This window comes from Acidobacterium sp. FHG110202_01, assembly GCF_059115305.1.
This window is the reverse complement of sequence record NZ_JBZYWJ010000010.1, coordinates 50,951-70,331: the sequence shown is the minus strand read 5'-3', so window position 1 is coordinate 70,331 and position 19,381 is coordinate 50,951. Positions and strand designations below refer to the sequence as shown.

The window sequence follows — 19,381 nt, the reverse complement described above, 5'->3', positions numbered from 1 at the left end:
CCTCTGCGGTTAAGCTTTTGATTTTTCGAGGTTGGCAAGAATCCCCAAACACCCGCCGCTAATCAACATAACCAGTGCCCGGAAACAAAAAATTCGAAAGCAAGAAGCGGAGTGATCTACCCATCCCGCCTGCGCGAAGATCACCCCAGAAGAAAGAAAGCGAGGTTGATATGAGCACAGTTCAGGTTTGGGATCAGGCATGGCAGATGGTGGAATCCCGTCAGGCGTCCGCCGACATGCTCTTCGTTTACGCCGTACGCACCACAGGAATCTACTGCCGGCCATCCTGCCCCAGTCGCCGTCCGTTGCGGGCCTCAGTCGAATTCTTCCCCACCAGCGAAATGGCGCAGCGCGCCGGATATCGCGCCTGCAAGCGCTGCCTGCCCGAGCAGGTGCACCCGCAGGCGCACATCCTGACGCAGGCGTGCGATTACATCGAGCGCAATCTCGACAACACTGTGAAGCTTGAAAAACTGGGCAAGTCAGTCGGCCTCAGCGCCTTCCACACCCAGCGTCTCTTCCGCCGCTATCTCGGAATCTCGCCGCGCGAGTATCAGCAGGCGCGCCGCATGGAGCGCTTCCGGGAAAATCTTCTCGCGCACGACAGCGTCACCACAGCCATCTACGAAGCCGGATTCGCGTCGAGCAGCCGGCTCTATGAATCCTCGAGCGAGCACCTGGGCATGACGCCAACTGAATATCGCCGTGGCGGAAAAGATGTAACCATCCGTTACTCGATCACTGATTCGCCCCTGGGAAAAATGCTGGTGGCCGCAACGGACCTGGGAGTCTGCGCGACTGCCTTCGGCTCGCTGGCCAGTGAGCTTGAGGACGACCTCGCATCGCGCTTCCCTGAATCAAGCAGGCAGCACGACGAAAAAGGCCTCGGCGAAACAGTCAAGCAAATCCTGGCGCAGATGACCGAGCACCCTGTCGCACTGGAGCTGCCGCTCGATGTAAGAGCCACAGCCTTCCAGCGCCGCGTATGGGAAGCCCTGCGGCATATCCCGCGCGGTGAAACCCGCACCTACTCCCAGATCGCGCAGGAAATCGGCCAGCCAACCGCAGTCCGGGCAGTAGCCAGGGCCTGCGCAACCAACCCCGTAGCCGTGGTCGTGCCCTGCCATCGCGTCATCGGCAGCGACGGCACGCTGACTGGATATCGCTGGGGTCTGGAAAGAAAAAAGAAGCTGCTCAAACTGGAGCATGCTTCAATTGACTAACGAGTTGTCATCCTGACCCTGAACGTAAGTGAAGGGGAAGGACCTGCTTTTCGCGTCGGTAGCCACATAAGAGGGTGCCCCAGGTTCGCGTAGCTAACCTGGGTTCTTCGCAGAATACCGGATGTCACCCTACCGTTAAACACACGACGATAGGGTGGCATCACAATCACCGCAATCCACCGGCAATCCGCAGCACTTCTCCCGTAATCCACGAAGAATCAGAAGAAGCAAAGAAAACCGCAGCAGGAGCAATATCCTCAGGCTGGCCAATGCGCCCAAGCGGAGTCTGCGCTTCAAGCTGCGTGCGGAAGTCGCTCTTGTCAAATCCGGCCGCCTGTACGCCCTCCGTCACCACCATTCCCGGATTGATGGCATTCACGCGAATCTTGCGCGGGCCCAGTTCCTTTGCGAGCGTCCTGGTAACCGCATCCACCGCGCCCTTCGTGCCCGTATAGATCGTCGTAGCTGGTGGCGTGACACTCGTGACCGTCGAGCTGATATTGATAATGCTTCCGCCCTCGGAATTGAAATGCTTGGCCGCTTCCTGCGAAGCCAGTACCAGCCCCAGCACATTCAGGTCGAAATGTCTCCGGTAGTGCTCTTCCGTGATATTTTCGAGCGGCTGGAACTCGTACACCCCGGCATTGTTCACCAGAATATCCAGCTTGCCGAACGCCTTCTTCGTTTCATCGAAAAGGCGACCAATCTCCGCCGGCTTCGACAGATCAGACTGGACGGCAACCGCCTTCCCGCCCTTGCTCTTGATCTCAGCCACCACACGGTCCGCGCCTTCTTTGCTCGACGCGTAGTTCACCACCACCGATGCGCCCTCAGCCGCGTATTGCTTTGCAATAGCCGCGCCAATTCCCTTCGAAGCGCCCGTAACCACAGCGACTTTTCCCTGAAGCTTACCCATAAGTTCTTACCCCTGTCTCGAAGTCAAAAACTTCGATATTTCGATAACTGTCAAATTGATGATGGGACCAGAAAAAAGTCGCAAACTCGGAAGTTAAATCCTGGCTAATTGGTCGAGGTAGGCCTGCAACACATCGCGCCGCAGCGAAAGGTTGGCGAATTTCCCTTCGCGCTCAATCTCAATCAGTCCCGCCGTCTCCAGCTCCTTAACATGGTGGGAGAGTGTGGCCGCGCTGATGGGCAGCTTCTCCCGCAGGCACTGGCAGGCCAGGCAGCGTTCCTGGTCCCCGATCTGTTTCAGGATTTCGTAACGGCGAGGATCGGCCAGCGCGTGGGAGATACGCGTCATCTGTTTAGCTGTAAGCTGGACTGTCTTCCCCGGAGCCACCCTCTCATCGTACCCTTTTGGAACAGATGGTATCCTCTTAAGGTAATTGGGAAGACCTAATATCGCATCTACTGGCTTTGGAGAATCTATGGCAACAACGACAGCTACCCTGCATCATGTAAAAAATCTTGACCTGGCTGACCAGGGACGCAAGCGCATTGAGTGGGCAAACCAGTCGATGCCCGTTTTGCAGACCATCCGCAAAGAATTCATCAAGAACCAGCCTCTCAAAGGCATTCGCGTCGCCGCCTGCCTGCACGTCACCACTGAAACCGCCAACCTTATGATCACTCTGCGCGACGGTGGCGCTGACGTGGCCCTCTGCGCATCGAACCCGCTCTCCACTCAGGACGACGTGGCCGCATCGCTGGCGCGCGACTTCAACATTCAGACCTACGCCATCAAGGGCGAAGACAACGACAGCTATTATTCCCACATCATCGCGGCCATTGACCACAAGCCGCACATCACCATGGATGACGGCTGCGACCTCGTCCACCTGCTGCACACCAAGCGCCAGGATGCTCTCGACGGCGTCATCGCCGGTACTGAAGAAACCACGACCGGCGTCATTCGCCTTCGCGCTATGTCCAAGGATGGCGTTCTCCGCTATCCCGTCGTCGCCGTCAACGATGCGCTCACCAAGCACATGTTCGACAACCGCTACGGCACCGGCCAGTCAACGCTGGACGGCGTGATCCGCTGCACCAATGTGCTGCTCGCCGGCTCCAAGTTCGTCGTCGCCGGATACGGCTGGTGCGGACGCGGTCTGGCTCTGCGCGCGCGCGGTATGGGCGCAGAAGTCATCGTGACCGAAGTCGATCCCACCAAGGCCCTCGAAGCAGTCATGGACGGCTTCCGCGTCATGAGCATGAACGAGGCCGCCAAGCAGGGCGATATCTTCGTCACCGTCACCGGCAACAAGAGCGTCATCCGCCAGGAGCACTTCGAAACCATGAAGAACGGCGCGATCGTCGCCAACTCCGGCCACTTCAACGTCGAAATCGACATCCCGGCGCTTGAGCGCATCGCTTCCTCCAAGCGCGCAACCCGCGAATTCGTCGATGAGTACGCCATGCGCGACGGCCGCAAGATTTATCTGCTCGGCGAAGGCCGCCTGATCAATCTTGCATCCGCTGAAGGCCACCCGGCTTCGGTCATGGATATGAGCTTCGCCAACCAGGCCCTCGCCGCCGAGTACCTGATCAAGAACCACGCCAGCCTCGAAAAGAAGGTCTACTCGGTTCCGCAGGAGCTCGACAAGCGCGTCGCCAAGCTGAAACTCGATGCCATGAGCGTCGGCATCGACCGCCTCACGCCGGAACAGGAAGAATACCTGGCCAGCTGGTCGGAAGGCACATAGAAACAAGGCAGTTTCAACCTCGAAAAGCCCCGGCCTTGCGGCTGGGGCTTTTTGCTGCTGCTCTGTGCTCTCTGTGTCCTCTGTGGTGAAAAGGGTTTTCGCATTTTGACTCAGAGTCGGATTTTACTTCTTAGCTCCAGCGAGTTTTACTGGAAGTGAAGGATGTCAGCTTAACTAAATTCGACTCCACGACTTTTCTTTCCCCGTCCGCGTCCATAAGGAACAGGACCATGCGCATTCCCTCAACCTCGTTCAGCTATGTCCTCTTCTTAACACTCGCCCTCAGCACCGGTGCCCAGCAGCAGAATCCCCCAGTGCGCGACTTCGAGTCCCCCCCAGGCCAGGACCAGGCCGCCGCAGCCAATACAAAGAGCCAGTCCTCATCCGCTCCCGCAACCGTTGAAGTGCGCCCCGGCGTCCAGCTCATTCAGGCAAAGACTCTGGACGCAAAAGTCCTCTCCTTGCGCAAGGACTCCTATTCCTTCAAAGTCACACCCGGCGACTGGGTCGATACCGGTGTGACCGTCGGACCCGGCGACCGCCTCAGCTTTACAGCAACCGGAACAGTTACAATTTCCGACAGCCGCTCCACCACACCCGACGGCTCACAGCGCGGCTGGAAAGATCTGATCCGCCAGTTCCCTTTCCCGAACGGAAATGTAGGAACACTGATCGGCCGCATCAGCAGCAGCCAGGCATCCGTCCCCTTTACCATCGGTGCTAACAAGCAGATGGACGTGACCATGGCCGGCAAGCTCTTCCTCAACGTCAACCTGAGCAGCGACCTCTCCGGTGACGGCAGCTATTCCGTCAGAATGAAGCTCTCGAAGTCGCAGACCGCAGTCTCGCCTGCCGCATCCGTGAACCTCGGCAACCTGCTCTCGCCTGCATTGTTCGCCAATATTCCCCGTCGCGTGCAGGACCAGCAGGGCGATCCCGGTGACATGGTGAACTTCGCCATCATCGGAACCAAAAGTCAGGTGCAGAGCGCCTTCACCGCCGCCGGCTGGACCTCTGTCGACAAAACTACGCAGGACGCTATCGTTCATGGCCTGCTGGCAACGCTCCAGCACCAGACCTACACCGAAATGCCGATGAGTACCCTCTACCTCTTCGGCCGTCCACAGGATTTATCTTTTGCCCGCGCCGATCCCATCGCCGTCGCCGCCGTCCGCCACCATCTCCGCGTCTGGCAGACAACCCAGGCCATCGACGGCAAGCCGTTATGGGTAGGCTCAGCCACGCATGACAACGGCTTTGAAAAGGACCAGCGCAACGGCAGCGTCACCCATCACATCGACCCCAACATCGACGTGGAGCGCGACTTCATCCAGCAAAGCTTCGCTGCCGCCGGTGTGCTGACCGGCGCCGCCTATGTCAGCCCCGGTAATCCGTTGACCACGGCCCGCACCGCAACTGGCGGAAACTTCCACTCTGATGGACGCATCGTGGTCATGATGCTGCGGTAAAAATGCACCCCCTTACGCGGTTTTTATTCCAAAGCAGGTACCATATTCGGGAGCATGCGAACACTCGACCTGCTGTTTGGCCGTCCTCTCGCCACCTCAGAAGAACGCGCCGAACAGATCGGTCCCGGCGCGGGCATCCCCATCTTCGGCCTCGATGCCCTCAGCTCCGCCGCATACGGCCCTGAAGCTGCACTGACCCTGCTCATCCCGCTGGGCGCAGCCGGCGTGGCGCACATCGTGCCCATCAGCACGGCCATCATCATCCTGCTCGTCATTGTTTATTTCTCCTACCGCCAGACCATCGAAGCCTATCCCAGCGGCGGAGGCTCCTATACCGTAGCGACCGAGAACCTCGGCAACGGCCCCGGCCTGCTCGCCGCCGCTGCCCTCATGATCGACTACATTCTCACCGCGGCCGTCGGCATTTCTGCCGGAGTGGGCGCGCTCGTCTCCGCCGTCCCCTCTCTGCAGCGGCACACTCTCCTGCTGTGTCTCGGAATCCTCCTCATCCTCACGCTGATCAACATGCGCGGCGTGCGCGACACCGGCGTCGCCTTCATGATTCCCACGTATCTGTTCCTCGGCTCTCTGCTCGTTGTCATCGGCCTGGGCATCTTCCACGTGCTCGCCACCGGAGGCCATCCCACACCCGTCACCGCTCCGCCGCACTTGCCCCCGGCAACTACCGCCCTTACCCTGTGGCTGCTGCTCAAGGTCTTCTCGAGTGGCTGCACCGCCATGACCGGTGTCGAAGCAGTCAGCAACGGCGTCATGGCCTTCCGCGACCCAAGAACAAAAAACGCTAAGGCCACGCTGACCATCATCATCGCCCTGCTCATCGTACTGCTCGCTGGAATCGCTTTCCTCTGCCGCGCTTATGGCATTGGTGCAACCGACCCGGGCAAGCCCGGATATGAAAGTGTCCTCTCGCAACTCACTGCCGCCGTGGCCGGCAAGGGCATCTTCTACTATGTCACCATCGCCTCCATCCTGCTCGTGCTGGCGCTCTCCGCCAATACCGCCTTCGCTGACTTCCCGCGCCTCGCGCGCTCCATCGCCCTGCGCAACTATCTGCCGCACGTCTTCATCCTCCGTGGACGCAGGCTGCTCTACTCGCACGGTATCTACGCGCTGGTCACCTTCACCGCTGCGCTGCTCATTCTCTTCGACGGCGTCACCGACCGCCTCATCCCGCTCTACGCCATCGGAGCATTCCTTGCCTTCACGCTCTCCCAGGCCGGAATGGTCGTGCACTGGTACCGCCAGCGCAATGCCACCGCGCGCATGCTCATCAACGGCATCGGCGCTCTGGCCACTGGCATCACCACCCTCGTTGTCCTGGTAGCAAAGTTCGCTGAAGGAGCATGGGTTACCGCTCTTCTTATCCCCATGCTCATCACCATCATGACCATCGTCCGCCGCCACTACGTGCGCACCGCCAGAGAGACCGCCTGCCCCGATCCCTTGCGCGTCGATGGCCTGCGCCCGCCGCGCGTCATCATCCCCATCGACAAATGGAACCGCATCAGCGAAAAAGGCCTGCGCTTCGCTCTCATGATGTCTCCCGACGTCGAGGCCGTCCACGTCGACTGCGGCGATGAAGAAGACAGCATCTGCCACACCTGGGATGAAAAAGTCCTCAAGCCCGTGCGGGAAGCAAAACTACCCGAGCCTCAACTGGTCACCATCAAATCCCCCTACCGCTTCTTCATCCAGCCGCTGGTCGAGCACGTCCTCGCCGAAGAAAAAAAATACAGCGACCGCCAGATCGCCGTCCTCGTTCCTGAACTCGTCGTAAAGCACTGGTATGAAAACCTGCTGCACAACCAGCGAGCCAACCTGATCAAGCTGATCCTGCTCCTCCGCGGAAGCTCAAGAATCGTAGTCATCAACATCCCCTGGTACCTGAACCGGTAAACTGCGCACAAGTGTCATCCTGAGCGATGAAAAATAGGCTGTCATCCTGAGCGAAGCGCGTAATCGGGGTCCCCGGCAAGCGGTCTTTGCTTGCTGGGGTGAAGTAGCGCGGAGTCGAAGGACCCGCACGAACAATAAGAAACCTGCCCTGAGCAAACTCTAAAGGTTCGTGCGAATTGTTGCGAAGCAACAACCGCTTGTTCGCATCGATAGCCATCACAAGGGGTGCCTCATCCTGTCGCGCCGGTTTTGCGCGATAGGGTGGGATCTACAAATCTCAACCAATCCTCAATATTCCCTTCCCTCAAACTTTTCTGTACCCTTTCCAAGGAGCCTCCTCATCAAAATGAAATTTCGCCTATCATTGCTGCTGACTTTGTCTCTGTTTCTGCCGATGTACACGTATACATTCGCGCAGCCCGCATCCATCAAATTCGATACGCAAACCCGCGTCTTCCGCATCGACGGAGGGAATGTCTCCTATGCCTTCGGCGTCAATGATCTCAACCAGCTCCAGCCCCTTTACTGGGGAGCGCGCCTTGGAGCAGCCGACACGCTAGGCCCCGCCCATGCAAACAGCGGTCACGCCTCCTTCGATCTGTCCGCCAGCAGCACGCCACAGGAGTTCCCCGGCTGGGGCGAGGGCCTTTTCTATGAGCCCGCACTCAAAGTCACTTTCCCTGATGGAAACCGCGATCTCGTCCTCCATTACGTCGACCACACCATCGACGGCAATACGCTCACTGTTCACATGAAAGACAGCGAGCGCAGCATCCTCGTCGATCTCAAATATCAGGTCGACGACAAGACCGGAGTCATCGGACGCTCCGCCATCATCACCAACAAGACCAGAGAGCCTTTCCTCATCGAGCAATCCGCCGCCGCAACCTGGTCGCTGCCCGACAGCTCCGACTACTGGCTCTACTACCTCACCGGCCGCTGGGCCGGCGAATGGAATGTACAGCACGAAGCCATCCGCCCCGGCGCGCGTGTCATCGAAAGCCGCCGCGGCTCCACCGGCCACCAGAACAACCCCTGGTTTGCCATCGAGCGCGGCAACTCAACCGATCAGGACAACGGCAACGTATGGTTCGGCGCCTTAGGCTGGAGCGGCTCCTGGCGTATCACCATTGAGCAGGACACGCTCGCCCAGGTGCGCATCACCGGCGGCTACAACCCATTCGACTTCGGCTACAGGCTCGCCCCCGGCGAAAAGCTCGAAACCCCCGTCTTCTATGGCGGATTCACCGCCCACGGCATCGGCGGAGCATCGCGCCTCTTTCATCAATTCGAACTGGCAAACATCCTGCCTCAAGCCCCAAAACCCAAGCCTCGCCCCGTCCTCTACAACTCATGGGAGGCGACTGAATTCAACGTCACTGAACAGGGCCAGGAAGCCCTTGCCGAAAAGGCAGCAAAGATCGGCGTCGAGCGCTTCGTCGTCGACGACGGCTGGTTCGGCCAGCGCAAAGATGACCACGCCGGACTCGGCGACTGGTACGTGAACAAGGAAAAATTCCCCAATGGCCTCAAGCCCCTCATCGACAAAGTGCACTCCCTCGGCATGGACTTCGGCCTCTGGGTCGAGCCCGAGATGGTCAACCCCGACAGCGACCTCTACCGCAAGCATCCCGACTGGGTCCTGAACTTCACCGGACGCCAGCGCACCGAAGGCCGCAACCAGCTTGTGCTCAATCTCGCCCGCCCGGATGTGCGCGACTACGTCTTCCACTTCCTCGACCAGCTTCTCAGCGAAAACGACATCGCATTCATCAAGTGGGACTACAACCGCAACTGGGCCGAGCCTGGCTGGCCTGCCGTCGCACCCGACGAGCAGAAGAAGGTCTACGTCAAGTACGTTGAAAACCTCTACTCCATCCTCAAGGACCTCCGCGCCAAGCACCCCAAGGTGGAATTCGAATCCTGCTCCGGCGGCGGCGGCCGTGTCGACCTCGGCATCCTCCGCTACACCGACGAAGTCTGGCCCTCCGACAACACCGACCCCTTCGACCGCCTCACCATCCAGGACGGATTCACCTACGCCTACACCCCCGGCGTCATGATGGCCTGGGTCACCGATGCGCGCCGCACCACCACATCCACCGAGTACCGCTTCCTCTCCTCCATGCAGGGTTCCCTGGGAGTAGGCGCAAACCTCAACCACTGGCAGGACGCCGACTTCGCAACCTCCAGCCACCTCATCGCCGAATACAAGCAGGTTCGCGAAACCGTCCAGCACGGAGCGCTCTACCGCCTCATCGCGCCCACCAACGGCAGCGAGTACTCAGCGACAGAATCCGTAGCCGCCGACGGCAGCCAGGCCGCAGTCTTCGCCTTCCTGCACTCCAGCCAGTTCGGCTACCCTTATCCGCGCCTCTTCCTGCGCGGCCTCGATAGCAGCGCACAATACCGCCTCCACTGGATCACAGAAAAACCCGGTGCCCACCTCCCTGAAACCGCCAGCGGAGCCTACTGGATGGAACACGGCGTAAACCTCAACCTGCAAGGCGACTTCCAGGCCACAGCCTTCCGCCTCGACAAAGTGCAATAAACGCAGCCATCACAACTTAATGAATTGTCATCCTGAACGATGAAAAATTTAGTTTGTCATCCTGAGCGGAGCAAAGCGGAGTCGAAGGACCTGTTTTTAATGCATCGGTAACCACCACAAAGGGTGCCCCAGAGCCTGCCCTGAGCCTAGCCGAATGGGTTCGCGAAGCTAACCTGGGTGGTTTCGCAGGATGGCCTATTTCGCGTGGCGGCTCTCGCCTTCGCTCATGTCATCCGTATACTTGCCGCCCAGCTCCTTGCTGACACCGTCCGGCCCCAGCTGATGATAGGTACGGAATTGCTTCCGGACCTTCCTTTCGGTGAGATGGTATTGCTTGCAGAAATCACCATCCGAGAGCGAATCCTTCGGGTCATGCTGCGTAGACCCTATCGACACGATTGCCGTAGAAGGCAGTGGATAGCGCTGCCCCCAGCCGTCTTCGCCCGGTGTCTCGGAGTGTTTGCCTCCAAGCATCTTGACTACTCCATCCGGCCAGTCCGTCGAGAGTGTATTCCCAGAGCGTGCCTGCCAGGTAAAGGTTTTTTCATGGAGTACTACAGTGCCATCGATCCAGCAGCCGGGGAAGTCGTAGAGATCATGGAGATCGTCGTCTTTCAGGAGATGGTAGGTGGCAAACATGCGTCTCACGTGAGGTTCCGTGAGTTTAAAAGAAAGACAATCCAGGGAACTGGACACATCGTTGGGATCAGACTGAGAATGTCCGATCGTGATCTTTGCTTGAGCAGGAAGCCGGTAACTCGCAGCTTTATTCGCTGCAGCCGGTAGGGCGGCCAGAATTGCAATCAGGAAGGCCCGCGTCAGCATCACGCTCTCTTCACCATTTCCCCGCAAGCAATCTTCAATGATCTAAGCGGACAATCATAGTCTATATTCGCGCGGCGCTACTTCCCGCCGTCATCCGTATACCTGCCACCCAGAGTTTTCTTGACCCCGTCCGGCCATGTCGTCTCCATCGTGTTTTCCGGCTGACTGCTCCAGGTATAGGTCTTGCCCTGAAACTGGATCGTGCCCTCAATCCAGCACGGAAGATAGTCGTATTTGTAGTGAAATTCCTCACCAGTCAATTCATGGTAGGTTCGGAATTTCATCCGGACTTGGCGTTCTGTCAGGTGATAGTTCTTGCAGTAAGCTGAGTCCGCAAGCGAATCCTTCATATTGCGCTGAAGCGGGCCTATAACTATTGCTGCTGTGGAAGGAAGCGGATAATGTCTCCCCGGGCTAGAGGCAAACAGCGCCAGAAGGAGCAGCCATTTACCAGACAGCATCTTTGGCCTCTCCTTATCATTTCCCGGTACTATTTCCCGCTCAGATCGTCCGTGTGCTTGCCCCCCAGCATCTTGTTGACACCATCGGGCCAAGTGGTCTCCATCGTGTTGCCCAGTTCGCTGGAGAAAGTGTAGGTCTTTCCATTGACCTCTATCGTGCCATCAATCCAGCATGGGTAATTCATATAGGAGTCGTGGTATTCGCTGTCACGGAGCTTGTGATAGGTACGGAACTGTTCCCGGACCTGCACCTCAGTAAGGTTGTAGTCCTTGCAGGCCAAAAGCGCCATGGAATGGGGGTACTTATGGCTCACATATTTCTCCCCAATCCTGATAACCGAGGACTTCGGCAACGGATAATGGATGGCACCGGAAAAGAGAGCCAGCGCTACAAGGACCTTACCAGACAGCATCTGCGGCCTCCCCGGGGTTTTTAGAAGATACCTGGGGATGACGGTAGACATCCGTCCGCTTCAGGTTAAGGGATGCAAGCAATTCACGGACAAGCCATTGCAGCTTGTGCTGCTGGTCATCGGTAGGCTTCTCATATGTGTCTTTGCCCAGGTAGAGGCCCACAATTTCGATACCGATGGAATCCGAATTCCCCGGCCAGCGTTTGGGGTATGGTTTCTTCTGCTCCCGAGGATTGACAATACTCGGAGGCTGCCAGCGGCTATAAAGCTTCTCTTCCTCGGGAATACAGGTGTGCATCTCGTAGCACCTTGGAAGGAGCGGGCCGACATGCCAGCATTTCTTCTTGAGAGGCACGACCTGGTACACAGTCCCGTCCTTGTCAATCAGGAAGTGAGCCCCTGTGCCCTTTGGACCAGTCCGGTATCCGGCCAAGGTCCCTTTGGCCGTGGAAGAATTAGTTTGGTGGACCACAATCGCATTGATATGCACCAGTGGTCCATGCGCGATCTGTGGGATGAGTTCGACCTTGACCTTCGAATCCCGAATGACTCCGTCCTGATCCATGGTCAACATGGTCAGTTCCCCATCTTCATATCAATGAAGTTCTTCGAGTCGAGTGCGGGCTGCAGGGTTAGGCTGAGCACATGGTTGACGCCTCCGCCGCCCTGGGTGTGGAAGCCCGAAATCCATCCCTGAAAGCTATACGTACAGATGGCGTCCTGCTGGGCATCATCCTGCCAGAACTCGACCTTGATGGCCTTGATCTGTCCCGGGTAGCGATGTTCGCCAGGTTGAAGAGGTTCTGCAGCGTCCCAAACGGCATGTTCTTGGTGTCGTGGATATCTACATCGCAGCTGATGGCGCACCGCAGGGTGCCCATTTGCGGCATCCCGGTGTGGTCGTGATCGGTGTCTACGCCCACGTGGGCGGACATGGCATTGAACTTGGTTCCATCGATGGTGACCGTTGCATTTGAAGGCTGTGCCATAGAGGTACCTCCCGCAATTCGAGATTTAACACGAATCGCCGTCTTCTCTGCAACTCGCCCTTTTACATTTTGTCGCGCAGCACGATGATCGCGATTCAGCGACGATCTGGGAAATGATTCGCTATTGATCAGGACGCAATCTTTACGCGTTTCTTCCGCTCCGACAAGTAATACACAACCACCCCCGCCCCCACCAGAAACACCGTAGACCCAATCACCTTAACCACCGCCAGAGGCTTATTCGGCTCCTCCTCCGGAGGAATCACCGAAAGCACAATCGTCAGCAGCGTAGTCAGCAAACCAGTCAAAGCCAGCAAAACAGCACGAAGCTCACGGCCCGGCATCCGCAGCCGGATCATCGAAAGAAACAGCAGAGCAAACGGAATGAAATAAGTAATGATCGACATGCTCACCAGCACGTCATAAGCGCTGCGCACCGTGCTCCCCGCCTGGCTCAGCAGCGCGCAAAGCATCCCCGCCAGCCCATAAACCCCAATCGCAACCCACGGAGTGCGCCACCGCGGATGCACATGCCCGAACACCGGAGGCAGATAGCGATCGATCCCCGCCACAAACGGCAGCCGCGAAGTAGAAGAGAGAAACGTGGCCGCTCCGCCCACGCTGTTCAGCACCACCAGCAGCACCACCGGAGCAATCAGCCATCCCAGCCCCATTTTCGAGCACATCAGCTGAATAGCGTTGGCAAATCCGCTCAATCCGCTGACAACGGAGCTCGGCAGAGCCACCAGCATGGCCACCGTCCCGGCAATGTAGCCGAGCGTGATCAGGACAGCAGCCAGAATCAGCGCCCGCGGGATCGTGCGCCGCGCGTCTTTGATCTCTTCACCCATAAACGATCCCGTCTCGCACCCGCCAAAGGCAAAAAAGATCGTCGACCAGAAGACCGCATTCTTCAAATCCGCATGAGGCACCAGATTGCGCCACGAAAAATCCGTAGCCGAGCCATAATGCTTCGCAAACACCACCGACAACCCAATCAGCACCGTCACCGGAATCCACGTCCCCAGCGCGCAGACACTGTTCAACCACTTCCCATGCTTCAGCCCGATGATGTTCAGAATGGTGATGAGAGCAAGCCACCCCAGCGCAAACACCAGATAGTACGAAGCCCTGTTCGCCAGATACTGGCCCGATTTCCCCGCCGCAAAAAGCGCGCTGCCCGCGCCGAAATAAAGCACCGCCGGGAAAAAAGGCAGATTGCTCATCCAGTAAGTCCACGCAGCAATGAACCCTGTAAAGTCCCCAAAGGCCCGCTGCGTCCAAACATACAGTCCGCCTTCGTCCGGATAGCGCGAAGAAAGCTCCAGCACGCAGCCCGCAAGCGGCACATAAAAGAACAGGCAGGCAAACACCCAGATCGGAATCGTGCTCGGCCCCGCAGCCGCCGCCGTTGCAACCCAGCGCAGGCTCAGCCCGCTCGCCAGATAGTAGAGCGTCAGATCAAACAGCCCCAGTTCGCGCGCAAGTTTTTGAGTAGCGGGTTTTTCCAGCATGAAGAAGATATTCGCGCCAGCATACCGTCTGCCCAACACGAAAACCACAACTATTTAGCCGGAAGCAATGAAAACTACGTTGCCATCCCCGAGCAACAAAATTTCCAGCATGTCATCCTGAGCGAAGCGCGCAGCGCGAGTCGAAGGACCCGCAGGAACTTGAAAAGCCCGTCCCTGAGCGAAATCTAAGCGTTCCTGCGAATCGTTGCACAGCAACGACCGCTTTTTAGCTTCGGTAGGCACCACAAGGGGTGCCCCAGAGCCTGCCCTGAGCGTAGTCGAAGGGTCGCGTAGCTAACCTGGGTGGTTTTGCCCCAATAGGGTAGGAGACCACAACTCTCAATCAACCTTGTCATCCTGAGCGAAGCGAAGGACCTGCTTTTCGTGTCGATAGCCACCACAAGAGTGGGAAATCACAACCGAAGCTATGATTACCAAAATCCCGCCGGATATCGGGTGCCCCATCCTTTCGCGCTTTTTGCGAAAGGGTGGGAAAGCAAAATTTTCATATCAACATAAACCCGGGACTATTCAGCGCCAAGATCCCGCAACACAGCCATCGCAGCATTCCTCCCATTGATCCCGATCACACTCCCACCCGGATGCGTACAAGCCCCGCAAAGATAAACGCCCTTCATAGGAGTCCGCGCCGTCAACCGCTCCGACCACATATAAGCAGGCAGACACTCCCCCTGAAAAATATGACCGCCCGTAAGCCCGACCTTCTCCTCAATGTCCGGAGGCCCCAGCACCTGCACATCGATCACAGCACCCTCGATATTGCTGCAGAATCGCCCCAGCGAACCAAGCACAAGCCTGCGAACCTCATCGCGCCGCTCATCCCACGTGCTCTGCTCGAACCGGTAAGGAACATACTGCGCAAACACGCTCATCGTGTGATGTCCTTCAGGAGCAACGCTCGCATCATGCACACTCTGAAAATAAAGCTCGCACCACAGATGTTCGGGTAAGCGTCCAGCACGAGCCGCAGCATAACCCTCCTTCCACTCAGACTTGGTAAGAGGCGCATTGATCTGCCCAAAATGATGAGGCTCCAGCATCCCCGGACGCGCCGTGAAACTCGGAAGCTCGCGCAGCAGAACATTCAGCTTGACCGTACACCCCTCAATCGGCACAGACTCGACCTTCGCCTTCCACTTGCCATCAGCGGCCGCGCCAAGCATCGTCAACGTGCGCTTGGGATCAGCATTCGATACTACAACCGGAGCACTGATGCGCTCGCCGCTCTCAAGCAGCACGCCCTCTCCCGGCAGAATCGCAGCCACCGGAACTCCGGCAGCTACAGTCGCTCCAGCCTCGCGCGCCGCATCGCAGAAGTAGAACGAGACCATGCCCATTCCGCCCTTCACGTATCCCCACATGCCCGGCATGCCGCCCAGCCTGCCCGAAGAATGATGAAAGCGAATCGAAGCTGTGCCCGCATCAAACGGACTCGCATTCGTCCCGATCACTCCCTGCCCCAACAGCGCCACCTGCAAACGCTCGTCCTGCAAATAGTGCTCGACAAACTCCGCCATCGACCAATCAAACAGCAACTTCCGCGCCTCATCGTCATTCCCCAACCGCTCCTCGATCTGCTCGCGCGCAGGAGCATCGCCAATCCACACATCTCCATCGCCCGCCGGACGCAGCGCATCACGCAACCGCCGCACCACGTCGCTCATTGCACGCCAGCCTTCAACATCACCGGGACTGAAGCGGCGGATTTCCTCCTCGCACTTCGCATCCTCATCCCAGAGCTGCACGCTGCTCCCATCAGGAAACGGCACAAACAACCCGTTCACCGCAGGAGTCCAATCAAACCCACGCTGCGGCAGATTCAGCTCTTCCACCACCAGCGGATGCAGCAGCCCCGCAAGATACGCACACGGAGACATCCTCACTCCTGGAAAAGGCTCTTCAACCGTGCAGGCTCCGCCGACACGCTCACGTGCCTCCAGCACCAGAACGCGCTTCCCCGCGCGCGCCAGGTAAGCGGCGCATGCAAGACCGTTGTGCCCCGCGCCCGCGACAATCACATCCCAGGCGCGCTGCGCCAGGTCTTTAACCGGAAGAGGCAGCCCGATCCTGCCTAAAACATCTGCAGTTAAGTTCTGGTTATTGGTCATGAGTATGGCCGCAGATTACATCAAAGGGAAACGCTCGCGCACTTCATACCGCGAACCGGATGACTCCGTGAAACTCTGATACAGCAGAAACTCCCGCGCAAGAAATGCAGGCAGCATCGGAACCGGCTGCTGCTCCACCACCTTCCGCAGCCGCTTGAAATCAGGCGCTGGCCCGCGCCCCTTGTTGCGCGCCAGCGTAATATGCGGAGCATAAGGCCGGTCTTCCGGCTCAAAGCCGCAATGCTGCAGCGCCTGCGCCGTCTGCTGATGAAGCGCAGTCAATGTCTCAGTAGCTTCGACCGCCACATGAAAAACCCCGGCACGCTCAAAGAAGCCAGGCTCCGCCAATCGAATCTCAACCTCATGCGCCTGCACCAATTTCAGCTGGTCAACAACACAGGCATACTTCGCATCATCCACTTCGCCAAGAAATTGCAGCGTCACATGCCACAGCTCCGGCACATACCATCGCAATTGCGGAAAATCCCCGCTCAGCCCACCCACATACACAGCCAGAGCATCTTCCGTCTCGCGTGATAACGCCATGCCAACAAAGAGCCGCACACCACCACTCTACTTCCGCAGCAAGCCCAGAGTCTGCTCCGCAACATTCCATCCGGAAACATGAACCACTGCATTCTCCGGAACACGCGCAGGAAGCACAGTCGTCAGCGTGCGCGATTCACCCGGCATCAGCGAAACATAATTATCCGACCACACAACCGGCGTGACATCCTCCCCGTGACCATCCTCGACAGCAACCGCAACCTGAAACGCCAGTGCCTTCGAAGGATTACGCAGCCGCAGCTCCACGACCTTTCCCTGCATTGAAGCTGCCGCTTCAACCCTGGCCTTCGGCAAAGACTCCAACGCCGTCATATCCTCATGCGTAATCGCAGGCGTATGTGTGTACTTCGTCTTCGGCCAGTCAAATGTGGTTAAAGCAGCAGGCACCCAGTAGAAATTCCGGCTTACCACTTCGCCCGATTCCTTCCTGAGCGTCAAATCCACAAAATAAACTTTGGAGCCTTCAGAAAAAACAGAATCCGGAATCGCAATAGCGCGCTGCGACGCATCCGCATCGACCGTAACTTCCTGCTCCTTGCTGAAAAGCTCTTTCAAATCGATGTCATAGACACTCGCCTTCACCACCAGACGCGGAGAAGCCTGATACATGCTGTTCGCCACAACCACACTGTGGTCGTCATACGAATACTGCACATGCAGCGGCTCGCACGCCTTCTTCGTCCCGTAATACCCGCCACCCACATTGAGGTAGTAGTCATACAAGTGCCATATCGTCGAAGGCCACGCATTGTTCAGCATCCACTGAATCACGCCCGTCGATGTGTACTTGTTGCGCGTGTACGCTTCGTACATCGCGCGCTCACCGTTGTACGTCATCGCCTGCGCCACGCGCACGTAGTCTTCAAGATTCTGCGGCGCGCCATACGTTGCCTTCATCGCATCATCAAAGACCGTCAGCGTCTTGAACCCGCCGCCGCCGTTATGCAGATTCCATGCATCACTCGTCTGCGGCCATAACTGATCTTCAGGAATAAATTTCTTCAAACTGCTCAGCTTCGGAATCGCCGGCCCCGGGCTCGTCTCCGTATTAAAGCCATAACCGCCGCCATGCTTCTCCGTATCGACATACCAGTACGACGGAGCGACGTAATCGTATGGCCCCGACATCTTCACGCCGCTCTTCCCCGTCACCGTCGTAGGCTTCGCCGAAGCCGATGACAGAAGTGGATTCGGCCAGTGCGTCTGCGCCTCCACGTCAAGATACATGCGCTCTACATCGGCCGGCGGCGGATTGTCGCTGCCATTCAGCCACACCAGCAAACTCGCATGGTCCCGGATGCGCAGCATCTGCGCGCGCAGCGACGCCTGCGCCACCTGGTAATTTTCCGGCGTCCACTTGTCCCAGTGCTCCCACTGGTCGCAGCAGCACCACCCCAGCAACACAAGAATGCCCTGCTCATCAGCCAGGCGGAAAAAGTCATCTGTCTCCAGCTTGCCTTCCAGGCGAATCGCATTCAGATGCATGTCGCGCACCAGCGCAAACTGTTCGCGCAGCCGCGTCGGATCTTCGCGCAGCAGCATGTCCTGCGACCACCCCGCGCCGCGAATCAGAATCGGCTTGCCATTCACGCGAAAGAGCCGATAGCCCTTGTCCGTAAGCTCAGAAGTCATTTCACGGATGCCGAAGCGTTCCGACTTCTCATCCGAGATTCTGCCATTCTCCACAAAACGAAGACTCATCGTTTCCAGGTGCGGCGCGCCCACCTGGTAAGGCCACCACACCGCCGGGTTCTTCACCTGCAGTTGCGCAAATTTCTCCGGATCAAAGACGACAGTCTTATCTTCATTCGGATTCAGATCAACTTCCTGCTCGATTCTGATTCCTGCAACCGTGCCGGTTACAATTCCATGCTGAGGCTTGTCTGTCGCGTTGTGAAGCTCCGCGTAAACCGTCAGGTTCGCCTGCTTCAGCGAAGCATCGGTGAAGTGCGTAACCGCCAGCGGCGAGCGCAGCGCCACAGGCCCGCTTGTCACCAGCTCCACTCCGCCCCACAAACCCATGTCCTTATCCGGAGGACAAGGATTCCAGTCCACCCAGTTGATGCCCAGGTCTTTCTCAGTAGGAGCAAAAGTCTCCACCGCCACAACATTCGGTTTGCCGGCCGCAACCTTGTCCGTTACATCGAACTCATACGTGCGATATGCGCCCGCCACCTGCGAAGAATCCGCAATACGCTTGCCGTTGATCCAGAGATTCGCGCGATAGTTGATTCCGCCAAACTTCAGCCAGAGCGTGCGCCCTTTCTCCGCCGCAGGCACAACAAATTCCTTGCGATACCACCAGCCGCAGCGATACGGACTGTCCTCCGGCATCGGCAGATTCGCAAAATTGTGCGCGACCGGATACGTCGTCCCCGGAATGTCACGCAGGTTCGTGCCGAAATACGGCTGCTTATAAACACCCGCATTCACCTGCACTGACAGCACCGTGGCCGGCACCGCAGTTTTGTACCAGCCTTCCGGACGAAAGTCAGCAGTCGAAATGCTCTCGCCCCCAGCCTGTAGCTTGCAAGCCGACTGCACACTCCAGCCATCGCGCAAAACATCTGCACGCGCCGCAAGACAACTCAGAATCAGCGCAGCAAAACAACCCGCGACTCGTCGCAACATCATCAGGCCAATCTCTCTAAGCGGGT

At 58.0% G+C, this 19,381-nt stretch carries 16 protein-coding genes; 5 read left to right on the top strand and 11 right to left on the bottom strand.

The genetic code is table 11. The annotated features are described in order from the left end of the window. The first annotated feature begins 170 nt into the window (after window positions 1–170). Entirely contained in the window at window positions 171–1,223 is a 1,053-nt protein-coding gene (ada, locus tag AC5S16_RS19865) for a bifunctional DNA-binding transcriptional regulator/O6-methylguanine-DNA methyltransferase Ada (RefSeq protein WP_493931857.1), read from the top strand. A 166-nt stretch (window positions 1,224–1,389) separates the two neighbouring features. Here the strand turns inward: ada and AC5S16_RS19860 are convergent, their stop codons facing one another. Together AC5S16_RS19860 and AC5S16_RS19855 are read right to left on the bottom strand one after the other, a co-directional pair. After that, the gene (locus AC5S16_RS19860) at window positions 1,390–2,139 is read right to left on the bottom strand and encodes an SDR family NAD(P)-dependent oxidoreductase (protein ID WP_493931856.1); all 750 of its coding nucleotides are present in this window, start codon (window positions 2,137–2,139) and stop codon (window positions 1,390–1,392) included. Window positions 2,140–2,232: 93 nt separating this feature from the next. Beyond that, window positions 2,233–2,487, bottom strand: coding sequence for an ArsR/SmtB family transcription factor (locus AC5S16_RS19855; RefSeq protein WP_493931855.1), 255 nt, complete (start codon window positions 2,485–2,487; stop codon window positions 2,233–2,235). A 127-nt stretch (window positions 2,488–2,614) separates the two neighbouring features. Between AC5S16_RS19855 and ahcY the strand changes: the two genes are divergently transcribed. The 4 genes from ahcY (at window position 2,615) to AC5S16_RS19835 (ending at window position 9,826) form a co-directional block, all read left to right on the top strand. Further along, window positions 2,615–3,889 (top strand): adenosylhomocysteinase, encoded by a 1,275-nt coding sequence (ahcY, locus tag AC5S16_RS19850; RefSeq protein WP_493931854.1) that lies wholly within the window; start codon window positions 2,615–2,617, stop codon window positions 3,887–3,889. Window positions 3,890–4,119: 230 nt separating this feature from the next. Continuing rightward, window positions 4,120–5,358, top strand: a complete 1,239-nt coding sequence (locus AC5S16_RS19845) for an LssY C-terminal domain-containing protein (RefSeq protein WP_493931853.1) — start codon at window positions 4,120–4,122, stop codon at window positions 5,356–5,358. A gap of 54 nt (window positions 5,359–5,412) precedes the next feature. Next, window positions 5,413–7,275, top strand: coding sequence for an APC family permease (locus AC5S16_RS19840; protein WP_493931852.1), 1,863 nt, complete (start codon window positions 5,413–5,415; stop codon window positions 7,273–7,275). Between the two features lie 346 nt (window positions 7,276–7,621). Further along, window positions 7,622–9,826, top strand: coding sequence for an alpha-galactosidase (locus tag AC5S16_RS19835; RefSeq protein WP_493931851.1), 2,205 nt, complete (start codon window positions 7,622–7,624; stop codon window positions 9,824–9,826). A gap of 195 nt (window positions 9,827–10,021) precedes the next feature. Here AC5S16_RS19835 and AC5S16_RS19830 read toward each other — a convergent pair whose 3' ends face one another. From AC5S16_RS19830 to AC5S16_RS19790, 9 genes are all read right to left on the bottom strand, one after another. Beyond that, a complete protein-coding gene (locus AC5S16_RS19830; protein ID WP_493931850.1) occupies window positions 10,022–10,474 on the bottom strand; it encodes a hypothetical protein in 453 nt (150 codons plus the stop codon). A 254-nt stretch (window positions 10,475–10,728) separates the two neighbouring features. Then, the gene (locus tag AC5S16_RS19825) at window positions 10,729–11,001 is read right to left on the bottom strand and encodes a hypothetical protein (protein ID WP_493931849.1); all 273 of its coding nucleotides are present in this window, start codon (window positions 10,999–11,001) and stop codon (window positions 10,729–10,731) included. 140 nt (window positions 11,002–11,141) lie between these two features. Beyond that, window positions 11,142–11,525, bottom strand: coding sequence for a hypothetical protein (locus AC5S16_RS19820; protein ID WP_493931848.1), 384 nt, complete (start codon window positions 11,523–11,525; stop codon window positions 11,142–11,144). Beyond that, window positions 11,512–12,099 (bottom strand): peptidoglycan recognition protein family protein, encoded by a 588-nt coding sequence (locus tag AC5S16_RS19815; RefSeq protein WP_493931847.1) that lies wholly within the window; start codon window positions 12,097–12,099, stop codon window positions 11,512–11,514. Before AC5S16_RS19815 ends, AC5S16_RS19820 begins: the two co-directional genes overlap by 14 nt. Window positions 12,100–12,157: 58 nt before the next feature. Further along, the gene (locus tag AC5S16_RS19810; RefSeq protein WP_493931846.1) at window positions 12,158–12,514 is read right to left on the bottom strand and encodes a hypothetical protein; all 357 of its coding nucleotides are present in this window, start codon (window positions 12,512–12,514) and stop codon (window positions 12,158–12,160) included. 128 nt (window positions 12,515–12,642) lie between these two features. Beyond that, window positions 12,643–14,028: an APC family permease gene (locus AC5S16_RS19805; RefSeq protein WP_493931845.1), complete on the bottom strand. Its 1,386-nt coding sequence runs from the start codon at window positions 14,026–14,028 to the stop codon at window positions 12,643–12,645. A 527-nt stretch (window positions 14,029–14,555) separates the two neighbouring features. After that, a complete protein-coding gene (locus tag AC5S16_RS19800; RefSeq protein WP_493931844.1) occupies window positions 14,556–16,157 on the bottom strand; it encodes a phytoene desaturase family protein in 1,602 nt (533 codons plus the stop codon). A gap of 15 nt (window positions 16,158–16,172) precedes the next feature. Beyond that, complete coding sequence (gene thpR / locus AC5S16_RS19795) at window positions 16,173–16,721, bottom strand: RNA 2',3'-cyclic phosphodiesterase (RefSeq protein ID WP_493931843.1); 549 nt, start codon at window positions 16,719–16,721, stop codon at window positions 16,173–16,175. Between the two features lie 9 nt (window positions 16,722–16,730). Further along, window positions 16,731–19,358 (bottom strand): glycoside hydrolase family 2 protein, encoded by a 2,628-nt coding sequence (locus AC5S16_RS19790; protein WP_493931842.1) that lies wholly within the window; start codon window positions 19,356–19,358, stop codon window positions 16,731–16,733. Window positions 19,359–19,381 lie beyond the last annotated feature (23 nt).

Bases quoted from the DNA above. Each gene is read 5' to 3' on its own strand.
- ada (WP_493931857.1), top strand. From the start codon at position 171: ATGAGCACAGTTCAGGTTTGGGATCAGGCATGGCAGATGGTGGAATCC.
- AC5S16_RS19800 (WP_493931844.1), bottom strand. From the start codon at position 16,157: ATGACCAATAACCAGAACTTAACTGCAGATGTTTTAGGCAGGATCGGG.
- AC5S16_RS19810 (WP_493931846.1), bottom strand. From the start codon at position 12,514: ATGGCACAGCCTTCAAATGCAACGGTCACCATCGATGGAACCAAGTTC.
- AC5S16_RS19790 (WP_493931842.1), bottom strand. From the start codon at position 19,358: ATGATGTTGCGACGAGTCGCGGGTTGTTTTGCTGCGCTGATTCTGAGT.
- AC5S16_RS19840 (WP_493931852.1), top strand. From the start codon at position 5,413: ATGCGAACACTCGACCTGCTGTTTGGCCGTCCTCTCGCCACCTCAGAA.
- AC5S16_RS19855 (WP_493931855.1), bottom strand. From the start codon at position 2,487: ATGACGCGTATCTCCCACGCGCTGGCCGATCCTCGCCGTTACGAAATC.
- AC5S16_RS19820 (WP_493931848.1), bottom strand. From the start codon at position 11,525: ATGCTGTCTGGTAAGGTCCTTGTAGCGCTGGCTCTCTTTTCCGGTGCC.
- AC5S16_RS19815 (WP_493931847.1), bottom strand. From the start codon at position 12,099: ATGTTGACCATGGATCAGGACGGAGTCATTCGGGATTCGAAGGTCAAG.
- ahcY (WP_493931854.1), top strand. From the start codon at position 2,615: ATGGCAACAACGACAGCTACCCTGCATCATGTAAAAAATCTTGACCTG.
- AC5S16_RS19860 (WP_493931856.1), bottom strand. From the start codon at position 2,139: ATGGGTAAGCTTCAGGGAAAAGTCGCTGTGGTTACGGGCGCTTCGAAG.
- AC5S16_RS19825 (WP_493931849.1), bottom strand. From the start codon at position 11,001: ATGAAGGATTCGCTTGCGGACTCAGCTTACTGCAAGAACTATCACCTG.
- AC5S16_RS19835 (WP_493931851.1), top strand. From the start codon at position 7,622: ATGAAATTTCGCCTATCATTGCTGCTGACTTTGTCTCTGTTTCTGCCG.
- AC5S16_RS19845 (WP_493931853.1), top strand. From the start codon at position 4,120: ATGCGCATTCCCTCAACCTCGTTCAGCTATGTCCTCTTCTTAACACTC.
- AC5S16_RS19805 (WP_493931845.1), bottom strand. From the start codon at position 14,028: ATGCTGGAAAAACCCGCTACTCAAAAACTTGCGCGCGAACTGGGGCTG.